The 26,740-nt window shown below is 56.9% G+C and carries 29 protein-coding genes; 23 read left to right on the top strand and 6 right to left on the bottom strand.

The features are described 5' to 3' along the window. From mepA to ABR39_RS08965, 4 genes are read left to right on the top strand one after another with little or no spacing between them, the layout of a single operon-like run. Positions 1-825, top strand: coding sequence for a penicillin-insensitive murein endopeptidase (gene mepA / locus ABR39_RS08980; protein WP_023312576.1), 825 nt, complete (start codon positions 1-3; stop codon positions 823-825). After that, positions 825-1,634 (top strand): sulfite exporter TauE/SafE family protein, encoded by an 810-nt coding sequence (locus tag ABR39_RS08975; RefSeq protein ID WP_047346651.1) that lies wholly within the window; start codon positions 825-827, stop codon positions 1,632-1,634. The genes mepA and ABR39_RS08975 overlap by 1 nt, the downstream gene beginning before the upstream one ends. Then, complete coding sequence (locus ABR39_RS08970) at positions 1,634-2,179, top strand: elongation factor P hydroxylase (protein WP_047346650.1); 546 nt, start codon at positions 1,634-1,636, stop codon at positions 2,177-2,179. The genes ABR39_RS08975 and ABR39_RS08970 overlap by 1 nt, the downstream gene beginning before the upstream one ends. Before the next feature lie 13 nt (positions 2,180-2,192). Then, entirely contained in the window at positions 2,193-2,471 is a 279-nt protein-coding gene (locus tag ABR39_RS08965; protein ID WP_047346649.1) for a YfcL family protein, read from the top strand. Between the two features lie 57 nt (positions 2,472-2,528). Here the strand turns inward: ABR39_RS08965 and mnmC are convergent, their stop codons facing one another. Further along, positions 2,529-4,526, bottom strand: coding sequence for a bifunctional tRNA (5-methylaminomethyl-2-thiouridine)(34)-methyltransferase MnmD/FAD-dependent 5-carboxymethylaminomethyl-2-thiouridine(34) oxidoreductase MnmC (gene mnmC, locus ABR39_RS08960; RefSeq protein WP_047346648.1), 1,998 nt, complete (start codon positions 4,524-4,526; stop codon positions 2,529-2,531). Positions 4,527-4,684: 158 nt separating this feature from the next. On the opposite strand from mnmC, the gene fabB reads away from it, so the two are divergent. Beyond that, a complete protein-coding gene (gene fabB, locus ABR39_RS08955; protein ID WP_023312571.1) occupies positions 4,685-5,902 on the top strand; it encodes a beta-ketoacyl-ACP synthase I in 1,218 nt (405 codons plus the stop codon). Between the two features lie 208 nt (positions 5,903-6,110). Then, positions 6,111-7,289, top strand: coding sequence for an MFS transporter (locus ABR39_RS08950; protein ID WP_047346647.1), 1,179 nt, complete (start codon positions 6,111-6,113; stop codon positions 7,287-7,289). Between the two features lie 90 nt (positions 7,290-7,379). Here ABR39_RS08950 and flk read toward each other — a convergent pair whose 3' ends face one another. Then, complete coding sequence (gene flk / locus ABR39_RS08945; protein ID WP_047346646.1) at positions 7,380-8,384, bottom strand: flagella biosynthesis regulator Flk; 1,005 nt, start codon at positions 8,382-8,384, stop codon at positions 7,380-7,382. Between the two features lie 113 nt (positions 8,385-8,497). Between flk and pdxB the strand changes: the two genes are divergently transcribed. The 15 genes from pdxB to hisP all read left to right on the top strand — a co-directional run bounded on the left by pdxB (position 8,498) and on the right by hisP (position 22,607). Then, complete coding sequence (pdxB, locus tag ABR39_RS08940) at positions 8,498-9,634, top strand: 4-phosphoerythronate dehydrogenase PdxB (protein ID WP_047346645.1); 1,137 nt, start codon at positions 8,498-8,500, stop codon at positions 9,632-9,634. A 67-nt stretch (positions 9,635-9,701) separates the two neighbouring features. Next, the gene (locus tag ABR39_RS08935; RefSeq protein ID WP_047346644.1) at positions 9,702-10,715 is read left to right on the top strand and encodes an aspartate-semialdehyde dehydrogenase; all 1,014 of its coding nucleotides are present in this window, start codon (positions 9,702-9,704) and stop codon (positions 10,713-10,715) included. Next, entirely contained in the window at positions 10,715-11,527 is an 813-nt protein-coding gene (gene truA, locus ABR39_RS08930) for a tRNA pseudouridine(38-40) synthase TruA (protein WP_047346643.1), read from the top strand. The genes ABR39_RS08935 and truA overlap by 1 nt, the downstream gene beginning before the upstream one ends. 28 nt (positions 11,528-11,555) lie before the next feature. Beyond that, positions 11,556-12,215 carry a DedA family protein gene (locus ABR39_RS08925; RefSeq protein ID WP_047346642.1) on the top strand — a complete coding sequence of 220 codons (660 nt, stop codon included), beginning with the start codon at positions 11,556-11,558 and terminating at the stop codon, positions 12,213-12,215. A gap of 154 nt (positions 12,216-12,369) precedes the next feature. Beyond that, complete coding sequence (accD, locus tag ABR39_RS08920) at positions 12,370-13,275, top strand: acetyl-CoA carboxylase, carboxyltransferase subunit beta (RefSeq protein ID WP_023336427.1); 906 nt, start codon at positions 12,370-12,372, stop codon at positions 13,273-13,275. Between the two features lie 70 nt (positions 13,276-13,345). Next, a complete protein-coding gene (gene folC / locus ABR39_RS08915) occupies positions 13,346-14,614 on the top strand; it encodes a bifunctional tetrahydrofolate synthase/dihydrofolate synthase (protein WP_047346641.1) in 1,269 nt (422 codons plus the stop codon). Beyond that, positions 14,604-15,302, top strand: coding sequence for a cell division protein DedD (dedD, locus tag ABR39_RS08910; protein ID WP_047346640.1), 699 nt, complete (start codon positions 14,604-14,606; stop codon positions 15,300-15,302). Before folC ends, dedD begins: the two co-directional genes overlap by 11 nt. A 254-nt stretch (positions 15,303-15,556) precedes the next feature. Further along, positions 15,557-16,045: a colicin V production protein gene (cvpA, locus tag ABR39_RS08905; protein ID WP_000262116.1), complete on the top strand. Its 489-nt coding sequence runs from the start codon at positions 15,557-15,559 to the stop codon at positions 16,043-16,045. 33 nt (positions 16,046-16,078) lie between these two features. Then, on the top strand, positions 16,079-17,596 hold the full coding sequence (gene purF / locus ABR39_RS08900) for an amidophosphoribosyltransferase (protein ID WP_047346639.1): 1,518 nt from the start codon (positions 16,079-16,081) through the stop codon (positions 17,594-17,596). 88 nt (positions 17,597-17,684) lie between these two features. Further along, on the top strand, positions 17,685-18,254 hold the full coding sequence (locus ABR39_RS08895; protein ID WP_047346638.1) for a UbiX family flavin prenyltransferase: 570 nt from the start codon (positions 17,685-17,687) through the stop codon (positions 18,252-18,254). A 291-nt stretch (positions 18,255-18,545) separates the two neighbouring features. Next, on the top strand, positions 18,546-19,328 hold the full coding sequence (argT, locus tag ABR39_RS08890; RefSeq protein ID WP_047346637.1) for a lysine/arginine/ornithine ABC transporter substrate-binding protein ArgT: 783 nt from the start codon (positions 18,546-18,548) through the stop codon (positions 19,326-19,328). A gap of 226 nt (positions 19,329-19,554) precedes the next feature. After that, on the top strand, positions 19,555-20,337 hold the full coding sequence (gene hisJ, locus ABR39_RS08885; RefSeq protein WP_023336423.1) for a histidine ABC transporter substrate-binding protein HisJ: 783 nt from the start codon (positions 19,555-19,557) through the stop codon (positions 20,335-20,337). An 88-nt stretch (positions 20,338-20,425) separates the two neighbouring features. Next, positions 20,426-21,112, top strand: coding sequence for a histidine ABC transporter permease HisQ (locus tag ABR39_RS08880; protein WP_023336422.1), 687 nt, complete (start codon positions 20,426-20,428; stop codon positions 21,110-21,112). After that, positions 21,109-21,825 carry an ABC transporter permease gene (locus ABR39_RS08875; RefSeq protein WP_008502590.1) on the top strand — a complete coding sequence of 239 codons (717 nt, stop codon included), beginning with the start codon at positions 21,109-21,111 and terminating at the stop codon, positions 21,823-21,825. The genes ABR39_RS08880 and ABR39_RS08875 overlap by 4 nt, the downstream gene beginning before the upstream one ends. Before the next feature lie 8 nt (positions 21,826-21,833). Then, a complete protein-coding gene (gene hisP / locus ABR39_RS08870; protein ID WP_047346636.1) occupies positions 21,834-22,607 on the top strand; it encodes a histidine ABC transporter ATP-binding protein HisP in 774 nt (257 codons plus the stop codon). Between the two features lie 150 nt (positions 22,608-22,757). On the opposite strand, the gene ABR39_RS08865 is transcribed toward hisP, so the two are convergent. The 4 genes from ABR39_RS08865 to yfcG form a co-directional block, all read right to left on the bottom strand. Then, a complete protein-coding gene (locus tag ABR39_RS08865) occupies positions 22,758-23,267 on the bottom strand; it encodes a GNAT family N-acetyltransferase (protein WP_047346635.1) in 510 nt (169 codons plus the stop codon). A gap of 44 nt (positions 23,268-23,311) precedes the next feature. After that, complete coding sequence (locus tag ABR39_RS08860; RefSeq protein ID WP_047346634.1) at positions 23,312-24,205, bottom strand: TIGR01777 family oxidoreductase; 894 nt, start codon at positions 24,203-24,205, stop codon at positions 23,312-23,314. 13 nt (positions 24,206-24,218) lie between these two features. Next, positions 24,219-24,587 carry a dihydroneopterin triphosphate 2'-epimerase gene (gene folX / locus ABR39_RS08855; protein ID WP_047346633.1) on the bottom strand — a complete coding sequence of 123 codons (369 nt, stop codon included), beginning with the start codon at positions 24,585-24,587 and terminating at the stop codon, positions 24,219-24,221. Between the two features lie 75 nt (positions 24,588-24,662). Then, a complete protein-coding gene (yfcG, locus tag ABR39_RS08850) occupies positions 24,663-25,292 on the bottom strand; it encodes a GSH-dependent disulfide bond oxidoreductase (protein ID WP_047346632.1) in 630 nt (209 codons plus the stop codon). 140 nt (positions 25,293-25,432) lie between these two features. Between yfcG and yfcF the strand changes: the two genes are divergently transcribed. Together yfcF and yfcE are read left to right on the top strand one after the other, a co-directional pair. Next, a complete protein-coding gene (gene yfcF, locus ABR39_RS08845) occupies positions 25,433-26,077 on the top strand; it encodes a glutathione transferase (protein WP_047346631.1) in 645 nt (214 codons plus the stop codon). Positions 26,078-26,133: 56 nt separating this feature from the next. Then, complete coding sequence (gene yfcE, locus ABR39_RS08840; protein WP_047346630.1) at positions 26,134-26,685, top strand: phosphodiesterase; 552 nt, start codon at positions 26,134-26,136, stop codon at positions 26,683-26,685. The last annotated feature ends 55 nt before the right edge of the window (positions 26,686-26,740 follow it).

Raw genomic sequence — 26,740 nt, 5'->3', positions numbered from 1 at the left:
ATGAAAAAAACCGCAATTGCTCTGCTGGCGCTGCTCGCCAGTGGAGCCAGTCTGGCCGCGACGCCATGGCAAAAAATCACCCACCCGGTGGCGGGGAGCGCACAGTCCATTGGTGCCTTTTCCAACGGCTGTATCGTCGGCGCTCAGGAGCTGCCTCTGCAGTCTGATACCTACCAGGTGATGCGTACCGATCAGCGACGCTATTTCGGCCACCCGGATCTGGTGCTGTTCATCCAGCGTCTGGGAAACCAGGTGCATAACCTGGGGCTGGGCACGATGCTGATTGGCGATATGGGGATGCCTGCCGGCGGACGCTTCAACGGCGGTCACGCCAGCCACCAGACCGGACTGGATGTTGATATCTTCCTGCAGCTGCCGAAAGCGCGCTGGACCTCAGCCCAGCTGCTGAAGCCGCAGGCGCTGGATCTGGTGGCGAGCGACGGTAAGCGCGTTGTGCCATCACTCTGGACGCGGGATGTATCCAGCATGATCAAGCTCGCGGCAGAAGATAACGACGTCACGCGGATTTTCGTCAACCCGGCCATCAAGCAGCAGCTCTGCCTGGATGCCGGAACCGATCGCGACTGGCTGCGCAAAGTGCGCCCGTGGTTCCAGCATCGTGCGCATATGCACGTTCGTCTGCGCTGCCCGGCGAACAGCCTGGAGTGTGAAGATCAGCCGTTACCTCCGCCAGGCGATGGCTGCGGTGCGGAACTGCAAAGCTGGTTTGAACCGGCAAAACCTGGAACCTCTAAGCCTGAGAAGAAGACACCGCCTCCGCTGCCGCCTTCCTGCCAGGCGCTACTGGATGAGCATGTACTTTAATGGATAATTTCGTCGATCTGTTTATGGTGTCACCGCTGCTGCTGGTGGTGCTGTTCTTTGTGGCTATGCTGGCCGGTTTTATCGATGCGCTTGCGGGCGGTGGCGGATTATTAACCGTACCCGCGCTGCTGGCGGCGGGCATGAGCCCGGCTCAGGCCCTTGCCACCAACAAGCTACAGGCCTGCGGCGGCTCCCTCTCCGCATCGCTCTATTTTATCCGCCGCAAGGTGGTGAGCCTGGCCGATCAGAAGCTCAATATCCTGATGACCTTTATCGGCTCAACGTCGGGCGCGCTGCTGGTTCAGCACGTGCAGTCCGATATTTTGCGCCAGATCCTGCCGATTCTGGTTATCTGCATCGGCCTTTACTTCTTGCTGATGCCAAAACTCGGTGAAGAGGACCGTCAGCGTCGTCTCCACGGTTTGCCGTTTGCCCTCATTGCCGGTGGCTGCGTCGGTTTTTACGACGGTTTCTTCGGCCCGGGCGCCGGCTCGTTTTACGCGCTGGCGTTTGTGACGCTGGCCGGGTTTAACCTCGCTAAATCCACCGCCCATGCCAAAGTGCTCAACGCGACCTCAAACGTCGGCGGCCTACTGCTGTTTATCATTGGCGGCAAGGTCATCTGGGCAACCGGCTTTGTGATGATGGCAGGGCAGTTCCTCGGGGCGCGCGCAGGCTCGCGTCTGGTGTTAAGCAAAGGACAAAAACTGATTCGCCCGATGATCGTTATCGTCTCTGCGGTAATGAGCGCCAAACTGCTTTATGACAGCCATGGACAGGAGATCCTCACCTGGTTGGGGATGAACTAATGAACAGTACGCATAAATACGAACAGCTGATTGAGATTTTTGACGGCTGTTTTGCTGATGATTTTAATACCCGTCTGATTAAAGGCGACGACGAACCGATCTATCTTCCTGCTGATGCAGAGGTTCCGTATAACCGCATCGTTTTTGCGCACGGTTTTTACGCCAGCGGTCTTCACGAGATTTCTCACTGGTGCATCGCGGGTAAAGCGCGTCGCGAGCTGGTGGACTTCGGTTACTGGTACTGCCCGGACGGACGTGACGCCGCCACGCAGGGACAGTTTGAAGATGTGGAAGTGAAACCGCAGGCGCTGGAGTGGCTGTTCTGCGTGGCGGCGGGCTTCCCGTTCAACGTCAGCTGCGACAACCTTGAAGGCGACTTCGAGCCGGACCGTATCGTTTTCCAGCGCCGCGTTCACGCGCAGGTGATGGAATACCTTGAGAAAGGCATCCCGGAACGTCCGGCGCGCCTGATCGAGGCTTTACAGAATTATTACCACACGCCGGCGATCGCGGCGGAATGCTTCCCATGGCCGGAAGATCTTTAACAGAGGAAAGAAGATGATCGCAGAATTTGAATCACGCATTCTGGCGTTAATTGATGACATGGTGGAACACGCCAGCGATGATGAGCTGTTCGCCAGCGGTTATCTGCGTGGTCACCTGACGCTTGCCGTAGCCGAGCTGGAAGCAGGGGACGATCACTCTGCCGAGGCCGTTCACGAAGAAGTGACTCGCAGCCTTGAAAAAGCCATTCTGGCCGGGGAACTCTCTCCGCGCGACCAGTCACTGGTGCTGGGCATGTGGGACACTTTGTTCCAGCAGGCGAAAGCGAAGTAAGTGTTTCACCACCCTCTCCCTGTGGGAGAGGGACGGGTGAGGGCAACAGACCGCACTCTACTTAACCTTCTTCCCCTTCAGCAGTTTCCGTACCCACAGTCGATTTGGGTTGAGTCCCGCAAGCGTAATTCTGTCCAGCGGAATCGGCTCGTCGCTCATTTGCGCGGCTAATACTTCAGCCAGCAGCGGCGCAGAGCACAGCCCGCGAGAACCCAGCCCGCCCAGCATAAACAGCTCCGTATACACCGGCGCGGCCCCCGCCGTCTCCTTGTGCTCGGCCAGATCCTGATAGGCCTCAAGCGTTGCCTCATAGTCCGGCACGTTTCCCGCCATCGGCAGATGATCGCGGGTGGCACAGCGCACGCCGCAGCGCGCTTCCCCCGCGCTGACGTCCACCTCTTTCGCCCACGCCGCATCCGGGAAACAGTCAATCAGGCGCTGACGGTTTTGCGCCTGATCCGCCTCGCTGTAGCGCATATCCGTTTCGCCACGATGATAGCTGGCGCCGATGCAGTGATGGCCGTTAGACGGATTTTGCGGCGTCAGATAGCCGTCATAGCACAGCACCTGGCGCAGTTGGCCGAGCGCAGGCGCGGTCGGGATATGGCTCACCTGGCCGCCGACCGGATAAACCGGCAACGCCGCTGTCTGGATAAACTCGCTGATGTTATGTCCGTTTGCCAGCACAACGCAGGCATGGTGCGCCTCTTTGCCATCGGCAAAATGCAGACTCCAGCGTTCTGTCCGGTGAAGCGATTCCACCCTGTGGGCATAGTGCACCGTCAGTCCGCGCGACTGCGCCAGGGCAATGACCGCAGCGGTCAGCTCGGCCGGGCACAGCCAGCCGCCGAGAGGATACTGAATACCGCCGCAGCCGGTCTCAACGCCAGCGCTTTCAGCCACCTGCTCAGCGCTCACCGCGCGGGCAATCTCCTCCGGCAGGCCCAGCGACAGCATCTGCGCAATCTTCTGCTGGCTCTTCTCATCCCAGCCGAGCTGCGTGACGCCGCACCAGTCATGGTCGAATGCGACCGGCAGAGCGTCATACAGGCGACGGGCGAAGGTAAACGCCGCCGGGAAAAACTGGAACAGCGCCGGGTCGTGCGCGCTTAAAAGCGGATAGAGCGCCCCCTGGCGGTTGCCGGACGCGCCGTTAGCTGGCGCGTCGTCAGCACAGTAGAGCGTAACCTGCCAGCCGCGGTGAACAAGCGCGAGGGAGAGCAGGGCGCTGGCGATCCCTCCACCGACTATCGCCACCTCACGCGATGCGCTGGCGGTGCGTGCAAACCAGGGGGCACTGGCGGGGATGTCCAGCGTACGCTCCATTCTGCCGACCAGCATGTCGCGCTTGCGGCCAAAGCCTTTGGTTTTCTGCATGGTAAAGCCCGCCTCCTGCAGCCCGCGGCGGACAAAGCCTGCCGAGGTAAAGGTGGCGAGCGTTGCGCCCGGGCGTGCCAGTCGCGCCATTGCGCTAAACAGGTGCTGGCTCCACATGTCCGGGTTTTTGGCGGGCGCAAAGCCGTCCAGGAACCACGCGTCCACCTTCTGATTCATCGAGTCGTCGAGCGTATCGGTCAGGTCGTTAATATCGCCCAGCCAGAGGTCCAGCGTGACGCGTCCGCCGTCCAGAATCAGGCGATGACAGCCGCCGATGTGGGGCGGCCACTGCGCCTGGAGCTGCTCTGCCCAGGCTGATAGCTCTGGCCAGCGCTGATGGGCAAGCCGCAGGTCATGCGCGGTGAGCGGGAATTTTTCGAAACTGATGAAATGTAATCTTTGTAGCGTAGCCTCAGGGTGTGCAGCGTGAAACCGAGCGAACGCCTGCCAGAGGGTTAAAAAATTCAGCCCGGTACCGAATCCACTCTCCGCGACCACAAACTGGCTGCGCGGGTGCGCCGGGAAGCGGGTGCTGAGCTGGTTTCCGTCGAGGAAAACATAGCGGGTTTCTTCAAGTCCGTTATCATTAGAAAAATAGACGTCATCAAAATCTCGGGAAACAGGTGTACCCTCAGCGTTGAATTCGAGGTTGGCGGGTTGTATAGCGTTTTGTTTCACGTAAGTTACTCGTCTGACAGGCAGTGGCACGATCTTAACGATGTGAGTCCATCGGTGCAAATTTCCGCAGAAAATGTCTGATCGGACTTGTTCGGCGTACAAGTGTACGCTATTGTGCGACTCGAAACTTACTATAGTGCGACTTACAGAGGTATTGAATGAAACGTGCAGTGATTACTGGCCTGGGCATTGTTTCCAGCATCGGTAATAACCAGCAGGAAGTCCTGGCATCTCTGCGTGAAGGACGCTCCGGGATCACTTTCTCTGAAGAGTTTAAAGATTCAGGTATGCGTAGCCACGTATGGGGTAACGTCAAACTGGACACCACCGGTTTGATTGACCGTAAAGTGGTTCGTTTCATGAACGATGCCTCTATTTATGCTTATCTCTCCATGCAGGAAGCGATCAAAGATTCCGGCCTGAGCGAAGAGGTTTATCAGAACAACCCGCGCGTGGGTCTGATCGCCGGTTCCGGCGGCTCATCAAAAGCGCAGGTATTCGGTGCTGACGCAATGCGTAGCCCGCGTGGTCTGAAAGCGGTAGGTCCGTACGTGGTCACCAAAGCCATGGGTTCTGCGGTTTCCGCATGCCTGGCGACCCCATTCAAAATCCACGGTGTGAACTACTCCATCAGCTCCGCGTGTGCAACTTCCGCACACTGCATCGGTAATGCTGTTGAGCAGATCCAGCTGGGTAAACAGGACATCGTATTTGCTGGCGGCGGCGAAGAGCTGGGCTGGGAAATGGCCTGTGAATTCGACGCAATGGGCGCACTGTCCACCAAATACAACGAGACGCCAGATAAAGCGTCCCGTACCTATGACGCTCACCGTGACGGTTTCGTTATCGCGGGCGGCGGCGGTATGGTTGTGGTTGAAGAGCTGGAGCACGCGCTGGCACGCGGTGCGCACATCTACGCTGAAATCGTGGGCTACGGCGCCACGTCTGACGGCGCCGACATGGTGGCTCCATCCGGTGAAGGCGCGGTGCGCTGCATGAAGATGGCGATGCACGGCGTTGATACCCCAATCGACTACCTGAACTCTCACGGCACCTCTACGCCAGTAGGCGACGTGAAAGAGCTGGGTGCGATCCGTGAAGTGTTTGGCGACAACAGCCCGGCGATCTCCGCGACCAAAGCCATGACCGGTCACTCTCTGGGTGCGGCTGGCGTGCAGGAAGCGATCTACTCTCTGCTGATGCTGGAAAACGGCTTTATCGCGCCAAGCATCAACATCGATGAGATGGATGAGCAAGCTGCTGGCCTGAACATCGTCACCAAACCAATGGACGCGACGCTGACCACCGTCATGTCCAACAGCTTCGGTTTCGGCGGCACCAACGCCACGCTGGTGATGCGTAAGCTGAAAGCATAAGTTTTATGTTTGATTCAGAAAGGGAGCCATAAGGCTCCCTTTTTTATGCATTGACAACCGGCTGATCTCACAGGCAAACTTCACCCCTCAACATTATCCTCACGATAATGCGTAAGCGTTTAACGTCAACCAACGCGCCTTAATCCTGATAACCAGGTAGAGGGGGCGTGGCATTTTTCCCGCCTTACTCTTCATTTTGGAGTAAAGCATGACTGCAGTAACTCAAACAGAAACAACGCCTTCAGCGAACGTCTCGCTGTTCCGTATCGCCTTTGCGGTATTCCTGACCTATATGACCGTTGGCCTGCCGCTGCCGGTGATCCCGCTGTTCGTTCACCAGGAACTCGGCTATGGCAACACCATGGTTGGCATCGCCGTAGGTATCCAGTTTTTAGCGACGGTTCTAACCCGCGGATACGCCGGACGGCTGGCGGATCAGCACGGTGCTAAACGTTCAGCGCTGCAGGGGATGTTTGCCTGCGGGCTGGCGGGCGGCGCATGGCTGCTGGCGGCTCTCCTGCCGGTAGACGCCGCGTATAAATTTGCCCTGCTGGTGCTGGGCCGCTTAATCCTGGGCTTTGGTGAAAGCCAGCTGCTGACCGGCACCCTGAGCTGGGGAATGGGCCTGGTGGGCCCGGCACGTTCCGGCAAAGTGATGTCCTGGAACGGCATGGCCATCTATGGCGCGCTGGCCGCAGGGGCACCGCTTGGGCTGATCATCAATAGCCAGTTCGGATTTGCGGCGCTGGCCGCAACCACCATGGCGCTGCCGCTGCTGGCGTGGGCGTTTAACGGATCGGTGCGTAAAGTGCCCGCGCACAAAGGCGAGCGTCCATCCCTGTGGAGCGTAGTCGGCCAAATCTGGCAGCCAGGTCTTGGCCTTGCGCTGCAGGGCGTGGGGTTTGCGGTGATTGGTACCTTCGTCTCGCTCTATTTTATGAGCCGTGGCTGGGCGATGGCCGGTTTTACGCTCACCGCTTTTGGCGGCGCGTTTGTGCTGATGCGCGTGCTCTTCGGCTGGATGCCGGATCGCTTTGGCGGCGTGAGGGTGGCGGTGGCGTCGCTGGTTGTTGAGACCATCGGTCTGCTGCTGCTGTGGAATGCGCCCGTGGCATCCGTTGCGCTGCTTGGTGCGGCGCTGACCGGCTGCGGCTGTTCACTGATTTTCCCGGCGCTCGGCGTTGAAGTGGTGAAGCGCGTGGCTCCGCAGGTGCGCGGTACGGCGCTGGGCGGCTATGCGGCGTTTCAGGATATCTCATACGGGGTCACTGGGCCGCTGGCCGGTCTGTTAGCCACCTCGTTTGGTTATCCGTCGGTCTTCCTGGCAGGTGCGGTTTCAGCAGTGGTTGGGATCGTGGTGACGCTGCTGGCGTTTCGCAGGTCTTAAGCCGTTGTTGCCGGGTGGTGGCTTCGCCTTACCCGGCCTACGGTTTGAGCCGTTGTAGGCCCGGTAAGCGCAGCGCCACCGGGCAAAACATCAGGCAACCAGCCAGAAAATCGCCAGCGCAATCAGTAACGCAATAAACAGCAATCCCGGACGCGCTGAGAGGGTTCTGAACGTCTCCACGACGGGTGCAAACAGCGGGTTGTAGATTGGCTGAATGTTTCTCACCTCCGGCACGCCGCCTTCGCGCTCGGCGCGGCGAATGAAGATCTGATTGAGCACATCCTGCACCTGTGCGGTAGTCAGTACCGTTTGCGGTGTGGCCTGCCAGTTTTGCTGGACGTAATCCCGAATCATCTCGAACTCGCGCGGCTCAAGCGGCTGTTTCAGTGCGGCCTGAACGGTATGCAGGGTAGGCGCATTCTGGGTGCTGAGCGTCTGGCGCGCCTGGAGCCAGGTCACCAGATGGGTAAACTGTTTGGCCGGGATCAGCTCGCCTGCCTTCACGCCTGACAGTTCCAGCATGGATTGCCAGATAAGCTTCGTCGGTTCGCCGGTGGCCGCGGCCAGCTTTGTCACCATCTGCTTGAGCGTGTTGTGCTCGGCGGGCAGCAGCGAACGCTCGGTCGACGGGCGCACCTGAGGCTGCGGAATAGACAGCTCATTGTTCTGCAACAGCGTTAGCACGGTTTTAAGCTGGTCTGGCGTCAACTGGCCCAGGGCGGTCTGACCATACTGCTGGCGAATAAAATCACTCACCGCCTGGCGGTTATTTCCCTGGCCAAGCAGCTCCGTCAGCTGCGCGACAATCTGGCGCGTGGTGTGGTTCTGCTGCGCGGTATTGATACGCTGGTTCAGGTTTTGCTCGGCAGCAGGGAAGTGGCGCGACTGCAGCGGCGCGTCGTTTCTCATGCCCAAATCATGCTTTACCCCAGCCCAGACTTCCGCGTTTTGCTGCGAAGTCAGCGCAATAAGGCGCGTGATCAGTCGCTCCAGCACGGTGCGCTGTTGCGTGGATAGCGGTTGTTCACCGGCAACGTTTGGCGTAACAGGGCCTTCACCCGGAGGGCGCGGCGGCGTGCCTGAAATGGGCTGCATCGTCAAAAATCCTTAAAGTCAAATCTCAGCGTAAACCTGGCAGACGTATATGCCTGGCGGCCAGATTATGGCACACTTGGCAGGTTTTCTTCCTCTCAAACAGGTACTCAGACGTGAAAATCCTCGTTGATGAAAATATGCCTTATGCCCGTGAGCTGTTTAGCCGCCTGGGTAACGTTAAGGCTGTCCCTGGTCGCCCGATCCCGGTCAACGAACTGGATGACGCAGACGCGCTGATGGTGCGCTCGGTGACCAAAGTAAATGAGGCATTGCTCGCCGGTAAAGCGATTAAGTTCGTCGGGACCGCAACGGCAGGGACCGATCATGTGGATGATAAATGGCTTACGCAGGCCGGGATCGGTTTTTCCGCCGCGCCGGGCTGTAACGCCATTGCCGTCGTGGAATACGTTTTCTCCTCGCTGCTGATGCTGGCCGAGCGAGACGGTTTTGTGCTGAAAGACCGCACCGTGGGGATTGTTGGCGTGGGTAACGTGGGCGGACGCCTGCAAAAGCGTCTTGAAGCATTAGGGATCCGCACGCTGCTGTGCGATCCGCCGCGCAAGGACAACGGTGATGACGGTGATTTTCGCTCGCTGGACGAGCTGGTTGAACAGTGTGACGTGCTGACTTTCCACACGCCGCTGTTTAAAGAGGGGCCGTATAAGTCGCTGCATCTCGCTGACGACGCGCTGATCCGCCGCCTGAAGCCTGGCACTATTCTGATAAATGCCTGCCGTGGTCCGGTGGTGGATAACGCCGCGCTGCTGGCGTGTCTGAATGAAGGACAAGACCTCAGCGTGGTGCTGGACGTCTGGGAGCCGGAGCCGGATCTCAACGTTGAGTTGCTTAATAAGGTGGACGTGGGCACCGCGCACATCGCCGGTTACACCCTTGAGGGGAAAGCCCGCGGCACGACGCAGGTCTTCGAAGCCTATAGCGCCTTTATTGGCCATCCGCAGCAGGTGGCGCTGGATACCTTACTCCCCGCGCCTGAATTTGGCCGCATTACCTTGCACGGCCCGCTCGATCAGGCAACGCTGAAAAGGCTGGTGCATTTGGTGTATGATGTGCGCCGCGATGATGCGCTGCTGCGTAAAGTGGCGGGGATCCCGGGTGAGTTTGATAAGCTGCGCAAGAACTACGTTGAGCGCCGCGAGTGGTCTTCCCTGTATGTAATATGCGACGATGCCCCGGCGGCGGCGCTGCTGCATAAGTTAGGGTTTAACGCCGTTCATCACCCGGCGCATTAATGTCTTCTTAATGCTCCCTGTCGGATACTCCGACAGGGACGCTTTTTTATTTCTGGAGTAAACCACCATGTCTGAAGGCTGGAACATTGCCATTTTAGGTGCCACGGGTGCCGTGGGCGAAGCCCTGCTCGAAACTCTTGCTGAGCGTCAGTTCCCGGTGGGCGATATCTATGCGCTGGCGCGTACGGATAGCGCGGGTGAGCATCTGCGTTTTAACGGTAAATCCGTGATGGTCCAGGATGCGGCGACGTTCGACTGGACCCAGGCGCAGCTGGCGTTTTTCGCTGCGGGCGCTGAAGCCACTGCTGCGTACATTGAAGAGGCGACCAACGCAGGCTGTCTGGTGATCGACCTGAGCGGCCTGTTCTCAATGGAGCCGGATGTGCCGCTGGTGGTGCCGGACGTGAACCCGTTTGTGCTGGCTGACTACCGCAACCGTAACGTCATTGCGGTACCGAACAGCCTGACCAGCCAGCTGCTGACCGCCCTGAAGCCGCTGATCGACGACGGCGGCCTGTCGCGCATTACCGTCACCAGCCTGCTGTCCGCGTCCGCGAACGGCAAAAAGGCCGTTGACGCGCTGGCCGGACAGAGTGCGAAGCTGCTGAACGGCATCCCGATTGATGAAGACGATTTCTTTGGTCGCCAGCTGGCGTTCAACATGCTGCCACTGCTGCCGGATCGCGAAGGTTCTGTGCGCGAGGAGCGCCGTATCGTCGATGAAGTCCGTAAAATTCTGCAGGACGATGGCCTGATGATTTCTGCGAACGTTGTGCAGTCCCCGGTCTTCTACGGCCATGCGCAGATGGTTGGTTTTGAAGCGCTGCGTCCGCTGGCAGCAGAAGAGGCGCGCGATGCGTTCGGCCGCGGTGAAGACATCGTGCTTTCTGAAGAGAGCGAGTTCCCGACTCAGGTGGGCGATGCCTCAGGGAGCGCACACCTCTCCGTAGGCTGCGTGCGCAACGATTACGGTATGCCGGAGCAGGTTCAGTTCTGGTCTGTTGCCGATAACGTTCGCTTTGGCGGCGCGCTGATGGCGGTGAAGATCGCTGAAAAACTGGTGCAGGAGTACCTGTACTGATGTCAGCAGTGGAGCAAAAGCCAGTTCATAAAATTGCCCTCGGCATTGAGTACGACGGCAGTAAATATTATGGCTGGCAGCGTCAGAACGAGGTGCGCAGCGTCCAGGAAAAGCTGGAAAAAGCGCTCTCTCAGGTGGCAAACGAGCCGATTAACGTCCTGTGTGCAGGACGTACGGACGCGGGGGTTCACGGCACGGGGCAGGTGGTTCACTTTGAAACCACCGCCGTACGTAAGGATGCCGCCTGGACGCTGGGTGTAAATGCGAATTTGCCTGGTGACATTGCGGTGCGTTGGGTAAAAGCTGTGCCGGATGATTTTCACGCGCGCTTCAGCGCCACGGCGCGCCGCTACCGTTATGTCATCTACAACCAGCGTCTGCGTCCGGCGGTATTAAGCCAGGGCGTGACGCATTTTTATGAACCGCTTGATGCTGAACGGATGCATCGTGCGGCGCAGTGCCTGATTGGTGAAAATGACTTTACCTCGTTTCGTGCGGTCCAGTGTCAGTCCCGTACGCCGTGGCGTAACGTCATGCACATAAACGTCAGCCGTTATGGCGCGTATGTGGTGGTGGATATCAAAGCCAATGCCTTTGTACATCATATGGTTCGGAATATTGTGGGCAGCCTGATGGAAGTGGGTGCCGGACACCAGCCGGAGAGCTGGATTGCAGACCTGCTGGCAGCGAAGGACAGAACGCTTGCGGCAGCCACGGCGAAAGCGGAAGGATTGTATCTGGTCTCGGTAGACTATCCGGATCGGTTTGACCTGCCAAAACCGCCAATGGGCCCGCTGTTTTTAGCGGACTAAACAAAGGTGCAATTAGGGCTTAGACAATATGGACGTAATTCGTTTTTTGATTGATTTCATCCTGCATATTGATGTTCACCTGGCGGAGCTGGTCGCGCAGTATGGCGTCTGGGTTTACGCTATTCTGTTCCTCATTCTGTTTTGTGAAACCGGTCTGGTCGTTACCCCGTTCCTGCCAGGCGATTCACTGCTTTTCGTCGCCGGGGCATTATCGGCGCTACCTACCAATGACCTGAACGTGCACCTTATGGTTGTACTGATGGTGATTGCCGCCATTATTGGCGATGCGGTCAACTATACGATTGGGCGCGTGTTCGGTGAGCGGCTTTTCAGCAATCCTGATTCGAAAATTTTCCGTCTCAGCTATTTAGATAAAACCCATGCGTTTTACGAGCGCCATGGTGGAAAAACCATTATCCTTGCGCGTTTTGTGCCTATTGTGCGCACATTTGCACCGTTTGTGGCGGGAATGGGGCACATGTCCTATCGTCATTTTGCGGCATATAACGTGGTTGGCGCGCTGTTGTGGGTACTGCTGTTTACCTATGCAGGCTACCTGTTTGGCGATCTCCCGGTGGTTCAGGAAAACCTTAAGTTACTGATTGTAGGGATTATTGTGCTTTCCGTACTGCCAGGCGTTGTCGAAATTATTCGTCACAAACGTGCGGCGGCAAAACAATCGAAGTAAATGCACACTGGCGGTTCGACCACTTTTTTATCCAAAGTTTCGGGCTGTTATGTTTTAATGTGCAACATTCATGGTCTGTTGGAGGCAAAAATGGCATTATTCGCCTCTTATAGCAAAACTGGCATACGACCAGGTTCAGGCAGAAAGGTTATCAATGAGCTGGATTGAACGAATTAAAAGCAACATTACCCCAACGCGCAAAGCGAGCATTCCTGAAGGGGTATGGACGAAGTGTGATAGCTGCGGCCAGGTTCTGTATCGCGCAGAGCTGGAACGCAACCTTGAGGTGTGTCCGAAGTGTGACCACCATATGCGTATGTCGGCGCGCAATCGCCTGCATAGCCTGCTGGACGAAGGTTCTCTGGTAGAACTGGGCAGCGAGCTTGAGCCAAAAGACGTGCTGAAGTTCCGCGATTCCAAAAAATACAAAGATCGTCTGGCCTCTGCACAGAAAGAGACCGGCGAGAAAGACGCGCTGATCGTCATGAAAGGCACCCTGCACGAGATGCCGGTTGTTGCCGCTGCGTTTGAGTTCGCCTTTATGGGCGGCTCAATGGGCTCCGTGGTCGGTGCGCGCTTTGTGCGTGCCGTTGAGCAGGCGCTGGAAGACAACTGTCCGCTGATCTGCTTCTCTGCCTCCGGCGGTGCGCGCATGCAGGAAGCGCTGATGTCTCTGATGCAGATGGCGAAAACCTCTGCTGCGCTGGCGAAAATGCAGGAGCGCGGTCTGCCGTATATCTCCGTGCTGACCGACCCAACCATGGGTGGTGTCTCCGCTAGCTTCGCGATGCTGGGCGATCTGAACATCGCTGAGCCAAAAGCGCTGATCGGCTTTGCGGGTCCTCGCGTTATCGAGCAGACTGTGCGTGAAAAACTGCCGCCTGGCTTCCAGCGCAGTGAGTTCCTCATTGAGAAAGGCGCCATCGACATGATCGTTCGCCGTCCGGAAATGCGCCTGAAGCTGGCGAGCATCCTGGCGAAGCTGATGAATCTGCCAGCGCCGAACCCGGATGAGCCGCGCGAAGGCGTGGTGGTACCGGATCAGGAACCCGAGGCCTGATAACTGAAAAGGGCAGGGCCGGTTGGCGCTGCCCTTTTGCTTTCTAATCTGTTAATGACAACCGGGCATTATGGAAAATAAAAGCATTCCCCAAGCCACGTCGCCCCTGGCCGCGTGGCTTTCTTATCTGGAAAACCTGCACAGTAAAACCATCGATATGGGGCTTGAACGCGTAAGCCAGGTCGCCGCGCGTCTTGATGTGCTCAAACCGGCACCTTTCGTGTTCACCGTCGCGGGCACCAACGGTAAAGGCACCACCTGCCGTACGCTGGAATCCGTGCTGATGGCTGCGGGTTACAGGGTAGGCGTTTACAGTTCTCCACACCTGGTACGCTACACCGAGCGGGTGCGCGTGCAGAACAGCGAACTGCCGGAATCGGCGCATACGGCGTCGTTCGCGGAAATTGAAGCCGCGCGCGGTGAGACCTCATTAACCTATTTTGAATACGGCACTCTGTCAGCGCTGTGGCTGTTCAGGCAGGCGCAGCTGGACGTGGTGATCCTTGAGGTCGGCCTCGGCGGTCGTCTTGATGCGACCAATATGGTTGATGCGGACGTGGCGGTGGTCACCAGCATCGCGCTGGACCATATCGACTGGCTGGGTCCGGACCGGGAAAGCATTGGCCGCGAGAAGGCCGGTATTTTCCGGGCCAATAAGCCCGCCGTGGTCGGCGAGCCGGATATGCCACACACCATTGCTGACGTGGCAAACGAGAAGGGCGCGCGTCTGCTGCGTCGCGGCGTTGACTGGCAGTATGAAGTGCGTGACAACGCCTGGCGCTTTAGCGATGCACAGGGCGCGCTGGACAACCTGCCGCTGCCGCAGGTGCCACAGCCTAACGCGGCGACTGCCCTGGCGGCACTTCGTGCGAGCGGCCTTGCGGTCAGCGAGCGGGCGATCCGCGACGGCATACAGAACGCGATTCTGCCCGGGCGCTTTCAGATTGTCAGCGAGTCACCGCGTTTGATTCTGGACGTGGCGCACAACCCCCATGCGGCGGCGTATCTCGCGGAACGTCTCAAATCGTTACCAAAAACCGGGCGAGTGCTGGCGGTTATCGGTATGCTTCATGATAAAGATATCGGCGGGACGCTGGCCTGCATGGAGAGTGTGGTCGATAGCTGGTATTGTGCTCCTCTGGAGGGGCCGCGCGGCGCGACGGCTGAGCAGTTGATGGAACATCTCGGCAAAGGCGCAATCTACGGTAGCGTGGTGCAGGCCTGGCATGCCGCGATGGCGGATGCTAAACCAGAAGATACCGTGCTGGTGTGTGGTTCATTCCACACGGTGGCACATGTCATGGAAGTGATGGACGCGGGGAGAACCGGTGGCGAGTAAGTTTCAGAACCGTTTAACAGGAACCATTGTGCTGGTCGCGCTCGGGGTGATTATTCTCCCGGGTCTGCTCGACGGGCAGAAAAAGCATTATCAGGATGAGTTTGCCGCTATTCCGCTGGTCCCTAAACCGGGTGACCGCGATGAGCCGGATATGCTGCCGGCGGCGACGCAGGCGCTTCCTGCTCAGCCACCGGAAGGTGCGGCGGAAGAGGTGCGTGCAGGGGATGCCGCAGCGCCGTCGCTCGATCCGTCTCGCCTGGCGGCAGCGAGCAACAGCGACATCGATCCTGTGCCGGTAGAGCAGCCTAAGCCTGCTGAAAAACCGAAGCCGGTCGACAAACCGCAGCCGAAACCGCAGCGTGATAAAACGGCAGAACAGCTTGCCGCGGCGTCAGAGACGCCTCCGCCAGCGAAACCGGCTCAGCAAGAGGCCGCTGCCCCAACGGGTAAAGCCTACGTTGTACAGCTGGGCGCGTTGAAAAATGCCGATAAAGTCAATGAGGTGGTGGGTAAACTGCGCAGTGCGGGATATCGTGTTTACACTTCACCAACCACGCCGGTGCAGGGTAAAATTACCCGTATTCTCGTGGGGCCAGAAGCGTCAAAAGACAAGTTGAAAGGTTCGCTCGGCGAGCTGAAGCAGATCTCCGGCCTGAGCGGCGTAGTGATGAGCTATAGCGCGAACTGATAAAATCTTGCCCCTCACCCTAACCCTCTCCCCAGAGGGGCGAGGGGATAGTTTGCTCCCTCTCCCTTGAGGGAGAGGGCTGGGGTGAGGGGGAACGGCAGACGTCCAAAGAGACGTAATAAGCCACGGCGTTGAACATTTTTTCAGCGCCTTTTTTATTTACGCGGGGGAAGGAAATCCCTACGCAAACGTTTTCTTTTTCTGTTAGAATTCGCCCCGAACTGGATGACAGGGCGTTAAATCGTGGGACACATATGGTCTGGATTGATTACGCCATCATTGCGGTGATTGGTTTTTCCTGTCTGGTTAGCCTGATCCGTGGCTTTGTTCGTGAAGCGTTATCGCTGGTGACTTGGGGTTGTGCTTTCTTTGTCGCCAGTCATTACTACACTTACCTGTCTGTCTGGTTCACGGGCTTTGAAGATGAACTGGTCCGAAATGGAATCGCCATCGCGGTGCTGTTTATCGCGACGCTGATTGTCGGCGCTATCGTGAATTACGTGATAGGTCAGCTGGTCGAGAAAACCGGTCTGTCAGGAACGGACAGGGTGCTCGGGATCTGTTTCGGGGCATTACGAGGCGTGCTGATTGTGGCCGCGATCCTGTTCTTCCTGGATACCTTCACCGGGTTCTCCAAAAGCGAAGACTGGCAAAAATCGCAGCTCATTCCAGAGTTCAGCTTCATCATCAGATGGTTCTTTGACTATCTGCAAAGCTCGTCGAGTTTTTTGCCCAGGGCATAAACCCTGAGATGTGGCTTAACGAGGAAAAGACGAATGTGCGGTATTGTCGGTATCGCCGGTTTCATGCCGGTAAACCAGTCGATTTATGACGCGTTATCGGTGCTTCAGCACCGTGGGCAGGATGCTGCGGGTATCATCACCATTGATGCAAACAACTGCTTCCGTTTACGCAAGGCGAATGGCCTGGTGAACGATGTGTTTGAAGCCCGCCATATGCAGCGTCTGCAAGGTAATATGGGTATCGGTCACGTTCGTTATCCTACTGCTGGCAGTTCCAGCGCTTCTGAGGCACAGCCTTTCTACGTCAACTCACCGTACGGCATCACGCTTGCTCATAACGGCAACCTGACCAACGCGCACGAGCTGCGTAAAAAGCTGTTCGAAGAGAAACGTCGCCACATTAACACCACCTCTGATTCTGAAATCCTGCTCAATGTGTTCGCCAGCGAGCTGGATAATTTCCGTCACTACCCGCTGGAAGCAGACAACGTCTTTGCCGCTGTCGCTGCGACAAACCGCCAGATCCGCGGTGCGTACGCCTGCGTCGCGATGATCATCGGTCATGGCATGGTCGCCTTCCGCGATCCAAACGGCATTCGTCCGCTGGTGCTCGGCAAGCGTGACCTCGGCGATGGTCGCACCGAATATATGGTTGCCTCTGAAAGCGTGGCGCTGGATACCCTGGGCTTTGAGTTCCTGCGTGACGTTGCGCCGGGCGAAGCAGTTTACATCACCGAGAAGGGCCAGCTGTTTACCCGCCAGTGCGCCGATAATCCGGTCAGCAACCCGTGCCTGTTTGAATACGTCTACTTTGCCCGTCCGGATTCCTTCATCGACAAGATTTCCGTCTACAGCGCGCGCGTGAACATGGGCACCAAGCTGGGCGAGAAGATTGCCCGCGAGTGGGACGATCTCGACATCGACGTCGTCATTCCTATCCCGGAAACCTCCTGCGATATCGCGCTGGAAATCGCCCGCATTCTGGATAAGCCTTACCGTCAGGGCTTCGTGAAGAACCGCTACGTTGGCCGTACCTTTATCATGCCGGGCCAGCAGCTGCGTCGTAAGTCCGTGCGCCGCAAACTGAACGCCAACCGCGCCGAGTTCCGCGACAAGAACGTTCTGCTGGTGGACGACTCCATCGTTCGCGGTACCACCTCTGAGCAGATTATCGAGATGGCGCGCGAAGCGGGTGCGAAGAAAGTCTACCTGGCTTCTGCGGCACCAGAGATTCGCTTCCCGAACGTGTACGGTATTGATATGCCAACCGCCAACGAGCTGATCGCTCACGGCCGTGAAGTGGACGAAATTCGGCAGATCATCGGTGCCGACGGCCTGATTTTCCAGGATCTGAACGATCTCATCGACGCGGTGCGCGCCGAGAACCCGGATATTCAGCAGTTCGAATGCTCCGTGTTTAACGGTATTTACGTGACCAAAGACGTTGACCAGCAGTATCTCGACTATCTGGATTCGCTGCGCAACGACGATGCCAAAGCCGTTCAGCTGCAAAACGATCTCGAAAGTTTAGAGATGCATAACGAAGGTTGATGCTCCGGCAAGTGAGGGCGTATGCCCTCACTTGCAACTCCCCGCAAAATCCTGCACAGTCTGCCCTGAATCAGTAAGGGCAAAAATCATGAAACGACTCATAGTTGGGCTCAGCGGCGCCAGTGGCGCGATTTACGGCGTACGTCTGTTACAGGTTTTGCGTAACGTGGCGGAAGTCGAAACCCATCTGGTGATGAGCCAGGCGGCGCGGCAGACCCTCTCGCTGGAAACCGATCTCTCCCTGCGCGATGTTCAGGCCCTGGCGGATGTCGTTCACGATGCCCGTGATATCGCCGCCAGCATCTCCTCAGGCTCATTTAAAACAGCCGGCATGGTTATCCTGCCCTGTTCAATTAAAACGCTCTCCGGCATTGTGAACAGCTATACCGATACCCTGGTAACCCGCGCGGCGGATGTGGTGCTGAAGGAACGTCGTCCTCTGGTGCTCTGCGTGCGGGAAACGCCGCTGCACCTGGGGCACCTGCGTTTAATGACTCAGGCCGCCGAGCTCGGCGCGGTCATCATGCCGCCGGTACCGGCGTTCTATCATCGCCCAACTTCGCTGGATGACGTGATTAATCAGACCGTTAATCGCGTGCTGGATCAGTTCGACATCGACCTGCCGGAAGATCTCTTCACCCGCTGGCAGGGGGCCTGATTCTGTGCACAAACAGAGTGCATGAAAAGAGACGTTGCCCTGTTTCAGGGCAATTATGCAACGGCGATCATATCCTCGACATTTAATTCGTTTTTTCCCTTTTTCTCTCTCCGGTTCGTTCGGCAGACCTGCTATCTTTCACCATTAAGGCAATATCGCAACGTTTTATTAACATATTTAACGTCGAAGTTTTGACCAGACGGCAATGTGGCATAAGACCTGCAAGATGAAGCCTGCAACACAACACACAACACAATACATAATAAAATCACGGTACTTGAGGGTAAATGTATGAAGAAGACGGTTCTGGCTCTGTCTTTGCTCGTGGGGTTAAGTGCGGCAGCAGGTAGCTACGCAGCGCTTCCACAGACGGTTCGTATCGGTACAGACGCAACCTACGCGCCATTCTCTTCCAAGGATGCGAAAGGCGATTTCGTGGGGTTTGATATCGATCTGGGTAATGAAATGTGCAAACGCATTGCGGTGAAATGCACATGGGTGGGCAGCGACTTCGACGCGTTAATCCCGTCGCTGAAAGCCAAGAAAATCGACGCCATTATCTCTTCTCTCTCCATCACCGAAAAACGTCAGCAGGAGATTGCCTTCTCTGACAAGCTCTACGCCGCAGATTCTCGCCTGATTGCTCCTAAAGGTTCCCCGATTAAGCCAACCATCGACTCGCTGAAAGGCAAGCACGTTGGCGTGCTGCAGGGATCGACTCAGGAAGGTTATGCCAATGCGACCTGGCGTGAGAAGGGCGTAGACGTGGTGGCTTACCAAAACCAGGATCTGATTTACTCTGACCTGGCGGCGGGCCGTCTGGATGCGGCATTCCAGGATGAAGTCGCCGCGAGCGAAGGCTTCCTGAAGCAGCCGGCGGGTAAAGACTACGCGTTTGCAGGCCCGTCCGTGAAAGATAAAAAGTACTTTGGTGACGGCACCGGTATTGGCCTGCGTAAGGATGATACCGAGCTGAAGGCCGCCTTCGACAAAGCCTTTGCAGAGCTGCGTAAGGACGGTACTTACGACAAACTGGCGAAGAAATACTTCGACTTCAACGTATACGGTGACTAAGACCAGGCGATAACGCACCGCAAAGGTGCGTTGCGGGAGCGGTTGACCCAATACGGTGCGTTTATTGCACCGTATTGGATCGCTGTGTGCATACTTACGCATTTATAATGCAAAAATTCCCGTCTGAAGGGCATTAATCTTTGCCTGAAAGAGGGGATTGATGGCACATTAGCACCACCCCGTCGTCGTAAAAATCCCGTATGAAGACAGTTTGTTGAGGACAAATATGAAAAAACTCGTGTTGTCATTATCTCTGGTACTGGCCTTTTCCAGCGCCACCGCGGCATTCGCAGCCATTCCACAGAAAATCCGGATTGGTACCGACCCAACCTATGCGCCGTTCGAATCGAAGAATTCAAAGGGTGAACTGGTGGGTTTTGACATCGATCTGGCCAATGAGCTGTGCAAACGCATCAAAGCACAGTGTACCTACGTTGAGAACCCGCTGGATGCGCTGATCCCATCCCTGAAAGCGAAAAAAATCGACGTGATTATGTCCTCACTCTCTATCACCGAAAAACGCCAGCAGGAGATTGCCTTCACTGACAAACTCTATGCGGCCGATTCGCGTCTGGTGGTGGCGAAGGCTTCTGACATTCAGCCAACGCTGGAGTCGCTGAAAGGCAAACGCGTCGGCGTGCTGCAGGGCACCACGCAGGAAACCTACGGCAACGAACACTGGGCGCCGAAGGGGATCGAAATCGTCTCTTATCAGGGCCAGGAAAATATCTACGCTGACCTGACGGCAGGCCGTATTGACGCGGCATTCCAGGATGAAGTCGCGGCGAGCGAAGGCTTCCTGAAAACGCCGGTGGGTAAAGATTACAAGTTTGGCGGCCCGTCCATTAAGGACGTGAAGCTGTTTGGTGTGGGTACCGGTATGGGCCTGCGCAAAGAAGACAATGAGCTGCGTGAAGCGCTGAACAAAGCCTTCGCCGAAATGCGTGCAGATGGCACCTACGACAAGCTGGCGAAAAAGTACTTTGATTTTAACGTTTACGGCGGCTAATCGCCCCGTCAAATAACGTGCGGCCCCTCCCGCTTCGGGAGGGGAAAAGACACGGTTCCACCACTCACGACACGACAGGGCTCGCGGTATGCTGTACGGATTTTCTGGCGTTATTTTACAGGGCGCGCTTGTCACCCTTGAGCTGGCTATCAGCTCCGTGGTGCTGGCGGTGCTGATAGGTCTGGCAGGCGCAGGGGCGAAGCTTTCGGCTAACAAACCGCTGGCGCTAATCTTTGAAGGCTACACCACGCTCATTCGCGGCGTTCCCGATCTGGTGCTGATGCTGCTTATCTTTTACGGTCTGCAGATTGCGCTTAACAGCGTGACGGATGCGATGGGCATGGGACAAATAGATATCGACCCGATGGTGGCCGGTATTATTACCCTCGGTTTTATCTACGGTGCCTACTTCACCGAGACCTTCCGCGGTGCTTACATGGCCGTGCCGAAAGGCCACATTGAGGCGGCGACCGCATTTGGTTTTACCTCTTCACAAACGTTTCGTCGGATTATGTTCCCGGCCATGATGCGCTATGCGCTGCCGGGCATCGGCAACAACTGGCAGGTTATCCTCAAAGCCACAGCGCTGGTCTCGCTGCTCGGTCTGGAAGATGTGGTGAAAGCCACTCAGCTGGCAGGCAAAAGCACCTGGGAGCCGTTCTACTTTGCGGTGGTTTGTGGCGTTATCTATCTGGTCTTTACGACCGCCTCCAATGGTGTGCTGCTTCTGCTCGAGCGTCGCTACTCCGTGGGTGTGAAGAGGGCTGACCTGTGATTGAGATTATTCAGGAATACTGGAAATCGCTGCTGTGGACAGATGGCTATCGCTTTACAGGCGTGGCGATCACGCTCTGGCTGCTGATCTCCTCCGTGGTGATGGGCGGCATTCTGGCGGTGTTTCTTGCCATTGGTCGCGTGTCGAACAATAAATTTATTCAGTTCCCGATCTGGCTGTTTACCTATGTCTTTCGCGGTACGCCTCTGTACGTGCAGCTGCTGGTGTTCTATTCGGGCATGTATACGCTGGAGATCGTCAAAGGCACTGAGATGCTGAACGCGTTCTTCCGCAGCGGTCTGAACTGTACGGTGCTGGCGTTGACGCTCAACACCTGCGCCTATACCACCGAGATTTTTGCGGGGGCAATTCGCTCTGTGCCTTACGGCGAGATTGAAGCGGCGCGCGCGTACGGCTTTTCCTCAGTGAAGCTTTACCGCTGCATCATTCTGCCCTCAGCGCTGCGTATCGCGTTACCGGCGTACAGCAACGAAGTGATTTTGATGCTGCACTCCACCGCGCTGGCCTTCACCGCGACGGTGCCGGACCTGCTTAAAATTGCGCGCGATATTAACTCCGCGACCTATCAGCCGTTTACCGCGTTTGGCATTGCGGCAGTACTCTATTTAATTATCTCGTATGTTTTGATTAGCCTGTTCCGTAAGGCTGAAAAACGCTGGTTGCAGCATATAAAACCTTCTTCGACGCACTGAGAAAGATGATGGCTGAGAACAAATTAAACGTTATTGATTTGCACAAACGCTACGGCGAACATGAAGTGCTGAAAGGGGTGTCGCTGCAGGCGAATGCGGGCGACGTGATCAGTATCATCGGCTCATCCGGCTCGGGTAAAAGTACCTTCCTGCGCTGCATTAACTTCCTTGAAAAGCCGAGCGAAGGCTCGATTGTGGTGAGCGGGCAGAATATTACGCTGGTGCGTGATAAAGACGGCCAGCTGAAGGTGGCAGATAAGCATCAGCTGCGCCTGCTGCGTACGCGTCTGACGATGGTGTTCCAGCACTTCAACCTCTGGAGCCATATGACGGTGCTGGAGAACGTGATGGAAGCACCGGTTCAGGTGCTGGGCCTGAGCAAGCAGGAAGCCCGCGAGCGTGCGGTGAAATACCTGGCAAAAGTGGGTATTGACGAGCGCCAGCAGATGAAATACCCGGTGCATCTCTCCGGCGGTCAGCAGCAGCGTGTCTCCATCGCCCGCGCGCTGGCGATGGAGCCCGAGGTGCTGCTGTTTGACGAACCGACCTCCGCGCTGGACCCGGAACTCGTCGGCGAAGTGCTGCGCATCATGCAGAAGCTCGCCGAAGAGGGCAAAACGATGGTGGTGGTGACGCACGAGATGGGCTTCGCCCGTAACGTCTCGAACCACGTTATCTTCCTGCATCAGGGTAAAATTGAAGAGCAAGGGCACCCGGACGATGTGCTGGCGAACCCGCAAAGCCCGCGTTTGCAGCAGTTCCTGAAGGGGTCGTTGAAGTAGAGTTTGCCCTTCTCCCTCTCCCTGTGGGAGAGGGTTGGGGTGAGGGCATCAGGCCGCGGTGCAGCCCAATCGCCCGGTGGCGCTTCGCTTACCGGGCCTACGGGCCGGGTGTTCTCCCTCTCCCTGTGGGAGAGGGCTGGGGTGAGGGCATCAGACCGCACCACACTCCAGCCGATACACCCAGTCGTCGTAACGCACGCCGTCAATCTCATACGCCTTTTCCAGCACCTGCGTGCGAGCAAACCCCGCTTTCTCTAACACCCGCACCGACCCGCCGTTGTCCGCCAGCACGTAGGCGTTAATCGCCTTCACGCTAGTCTGGTTAAACGCATAATCACACACCGCACGCAGCGCCTCGCTGGCTATACCTTTTCCCTGCGCGGCAGGCACAACCGTATAGCCGATGTCGGCCTCTTCACGATTCTCAGTGCTGATTTGCAGGCCGATATCGCCAAGCGGCGTGTCATCATTCTGAAAGCGGATCACAAACACATGTGCAGCCGTGAGCCGCGCGGCAAACACGCGTCGCGTCTCTTTTTCGGGGGCGATGGCGGCCATATAGCGCATGATGGCGGGGTCTTCGCGCAGCGAGCGAAAGAAGGCCCAGTCAGTGGGTTCGAAAGGGGTGAGGTGCAGACGGGGAGTGGTGATGGTTGCCATTGTTACGCCATTTCATCGGAACATGGCGTACGACTGTAGCATATTCACCGCACCACATCCCCCAGCGCTTCTTCTAAATCATACCAGCGGAACGCGAACCCGGCCGCTTCCAGCCGTTTGGGTAGCGCGCGCTGTCCGCCTAATACCAGCACAGAGGCTTCGCCCATCATCAGGCGAATGACCGTGGCTGGTACGCGCAAAATCGCCGGGCGATGCAGGACATGCCCCAGCGCGTGGGCAAACTGTTCGTTACGCACCGGATACGGTGCAACCATGTTAAACGGCCCGCGGAGATCGTTATCCAGCAGCCAGAGAATACCGTTGACCATATCGTCGATGTGGATCCACGCCAGATACTGACGGCCATTGCCGATGGGGCCGCCGAGTCCAAGTCGGAAAGGGGGAAGCATTTTCGCCAGAATGCCGCCTTTCGGCGCAAGCACGACGCCGGTCCGCAGCAGGCAGACGCGGGTACGATCGCTCTGCGCCGCGCAGGCGAGACGCTCCCACTGGGCGCAGAGCTTATGGGTAAACTCGTTATGCGGCGGCTCTTCCTCGGTCACCACCACCTCACCGAGATCGCCGTAATAGCCCACCGCTGACCCTGAAATTAGCACCGAAGGCGGCGTGTGGCTGTTGCGGATTAGCTCGACCAGCTTTTCGGTAATGTTCCACCGGCTGCTGCATAACAGCTGTTTTTGCTCTTCCGTCCAGCGCTTATCAGCGATGGGTTCACCCGCGAGGTTAATGACGGCGTCGAAGCCGTCCAGATTTTGCTGCTCGGCCAGATTTTTCCAGATGTCGATACCCGCCCCCAGCACCTGGCGCGCTTTCTCAGGGCTGCGCGTGACCACGGTAACGTCGTGATGCAAGGCCTGCAGACGCGCAATGAGGTGGCGACCAATAAGGCCAGTACCGCCGGTCAGCAAAATCTTCATACAACCTCCAGGTTTACGCCTGGCGTTTCCAGCTTAACGTCATAGAGACGGAGTCGGCGTAACGCAGGGCGTGAAGTTTATCGATCTCAACTTCAGCATAAGTGACCCAGTGATGTTCGCGTGCGATATCGAGCACATCCTGAGTTAATTTTTCCAGCAGAGAGAAGCGGTTATTTTCCACGTACTGGATGATGTTTTTGGTGATAGTGCGGTAGTTCAGCGCGTCATTGATGTCCTCGCTGGCCCGCGCTTTGTCTGCGGGGTAGTGAATCACTACGTTAATGACAATATCCTGACGGTTGGCGATCTCTTCCTCTTTGATGCCGATAAAGGTACGCAAGCGTAAATTTTTTATACGAATAACAGCGTCTGGCTGTGACATTGCAGGTCTTCTCCGTGTCAGTATTTTCCGCTCATCATACATGAGAGGCTCGCGGGCACCCAGCCTCATACCCGGTTAAATCTGCTGGATTTTTTGCATCGCGCGTTCGGTGGCCGGGCGGGTCCGAATACGCTCAAACCAGTTGTTCACGGCCGGGTAAGCGGCTAAGTCAATTCGGTGTTTTTCATGCATATTCACCCACGGCCAGCATGCGATATCGGCAATGCTGTAATGATCGCCCCCGAGCCACGGCGTTTTCTTCAGCCGACGGTTCAGCACGTCATAGAGCCGTTGAGTCTCTACCTGATAGCGTTCTATCGCATAAGGAATGGGCTGCGGGGCGTAAGCGGTAAAATGGTGATTTTGCCCCAGCATGGGCCCCAGTCCGCTTGCCTGCCAGAAGAGCCACTGCAGGGTATGGTGACGTTCGCGCAACTCTCCGCTCAGCAGTTTGCCGGTTTTCTCTGCCAGGTAGAGCAAAATTTCACCGGATTCAAACAGGCTCAGCGGTCTGCCCCCGTCTGCCGGCTGGTTGTCAATAATGGCCGGGATTTTATTGTTCGGCGAGATAGCCAGAAAGAGAGGACTGAACTGATCGCCTTTGCTGATATCCACGCGAATGATCCTGTAATCCAGCTCGGCTTCCTCAAGAAAGAGGGTGATCTTATGGCCGTTTGGGGTAGGGGCATAATAAAGGTCGATCATTCTCAACTCCTGTCCATGCGAATAGTGATGCCATGACAAATGAGTATAGGTGGTTGTTGTAAATCGTGAGTTTTCATCAAGTGACAGCGAGGCAAAGAGATTATATGTTGAGTAAAAACCGATCAGCCGATGAGGATGTTATGAACCAGCCCGTAATTACGTTGTGGTCCGATGCGAATTTCTTTTCTCCCTATGTAATGAGCGTATACGTTGCGCTGGCCGAAAAAGGGCTCACTTTTACGCTGAAGACCGTCGATCTCGACGGCGGTGAACACCTCAAACCGCAGTGGCAGGGTTACGATCTGACCCGACGCGTGCCGGTTCTGGAAATTGATGGTTTTGCCCTGAGCGAATCCTCGGCGATCGATGAGTATCTGGAAGATCGGTTCGCGCCGCCCGAGTGGGAGCGGATCTACCCGCACGACCTGCAAAAGCGGGCCCGGGCGCGGCAGATCCAGGCGTGGTTGCGCAGCGATCTGGTGCCGATTCGCGTGGAACGCTCAACGGATGTCGTGTTTGCCGGGGTGAAAAAGCCATCCCTGAGCGCAGAGGGCAACGAAAGCGCGAAGAAGCTGATTGAAACCGCCACCGCGCTGCTCTCCCACGGCAACCCGAACCTGTTCGGCGAGTGGTGCATTGCCGACGCCGATCTGGCGTTGATGCTAAACCGCCTGATCCTCAATGGTGATGAGGTGCCGCAGCTGCTGGTCGATTATGCCGCGTTTCAGTGGCAGCGAGCCTCCGTGCAGCGCTATGTGGCACTCTCCGCTAAGCGCGCGGGCTGATAAGCCATGACGCTTCAGGTATGATGTGGGCAGTCTGATTTCCCGAGGAGTGACTGATGAAACTGATGTTTGCGTCGGATATCCATGGATCGCTGCCCGCTACCGAGCGCGTGCTCTCTCTGTTTGCACAAAGCGGCGCGCAGTGGCTGATTATTCTGGGCGATGTGCTCAATCACGGCCCGCGCAATGCGCTGCCGGAAGGCTATGCCCCTGCGCAGGTGGCTGAAAAACTGAATGCGTATGCCTCGCGCATCATTGCCGTTCGCGGCAACTGCGACAGCGAAGTGGACCAGATGCTGCTGCATTTCCCCATTACCGCGCCGTGGCAGCAGGTGCTGCTGGAACAAAGCCGCCTGTTCCTGACCCACGGGCATCTTTTTAGCCCGGATAATCTCCCGGCGCTCGCGGCTGGCGATGTCCTGGTTTACGGTCATACTCATATTCCGGTTGCTGAAAAACGCGGTGATATTTATCACTTTAACCCGGGTTCGGTCAGCATCCCGAAAGGCGGATATCCTGCGAGCTATGGCATGCTGGATGGAAATACCCTGAGCGTTATCGCACTTAATGATCAGCAAGTTATTGCGCAGGTAGCGATTAATCCGTAAGTTACACCTCAATTACAAACGCGCCGAAAGAGCGCTTAGACGAGAAGGTTTCCCG

This window comes from Enterobacter genomosp. O (assembly GCF_001022965.1).
GTDB lineage: Bacteria > Pseudomonadota > Gammaproteobacteria > Enterobacterales > Enterobacteriaceae > Enterobacter > Enterobacter cloacae_L.
This window is presented reverse-complemented; position numbering and strand designations above follow the sequence as displayed.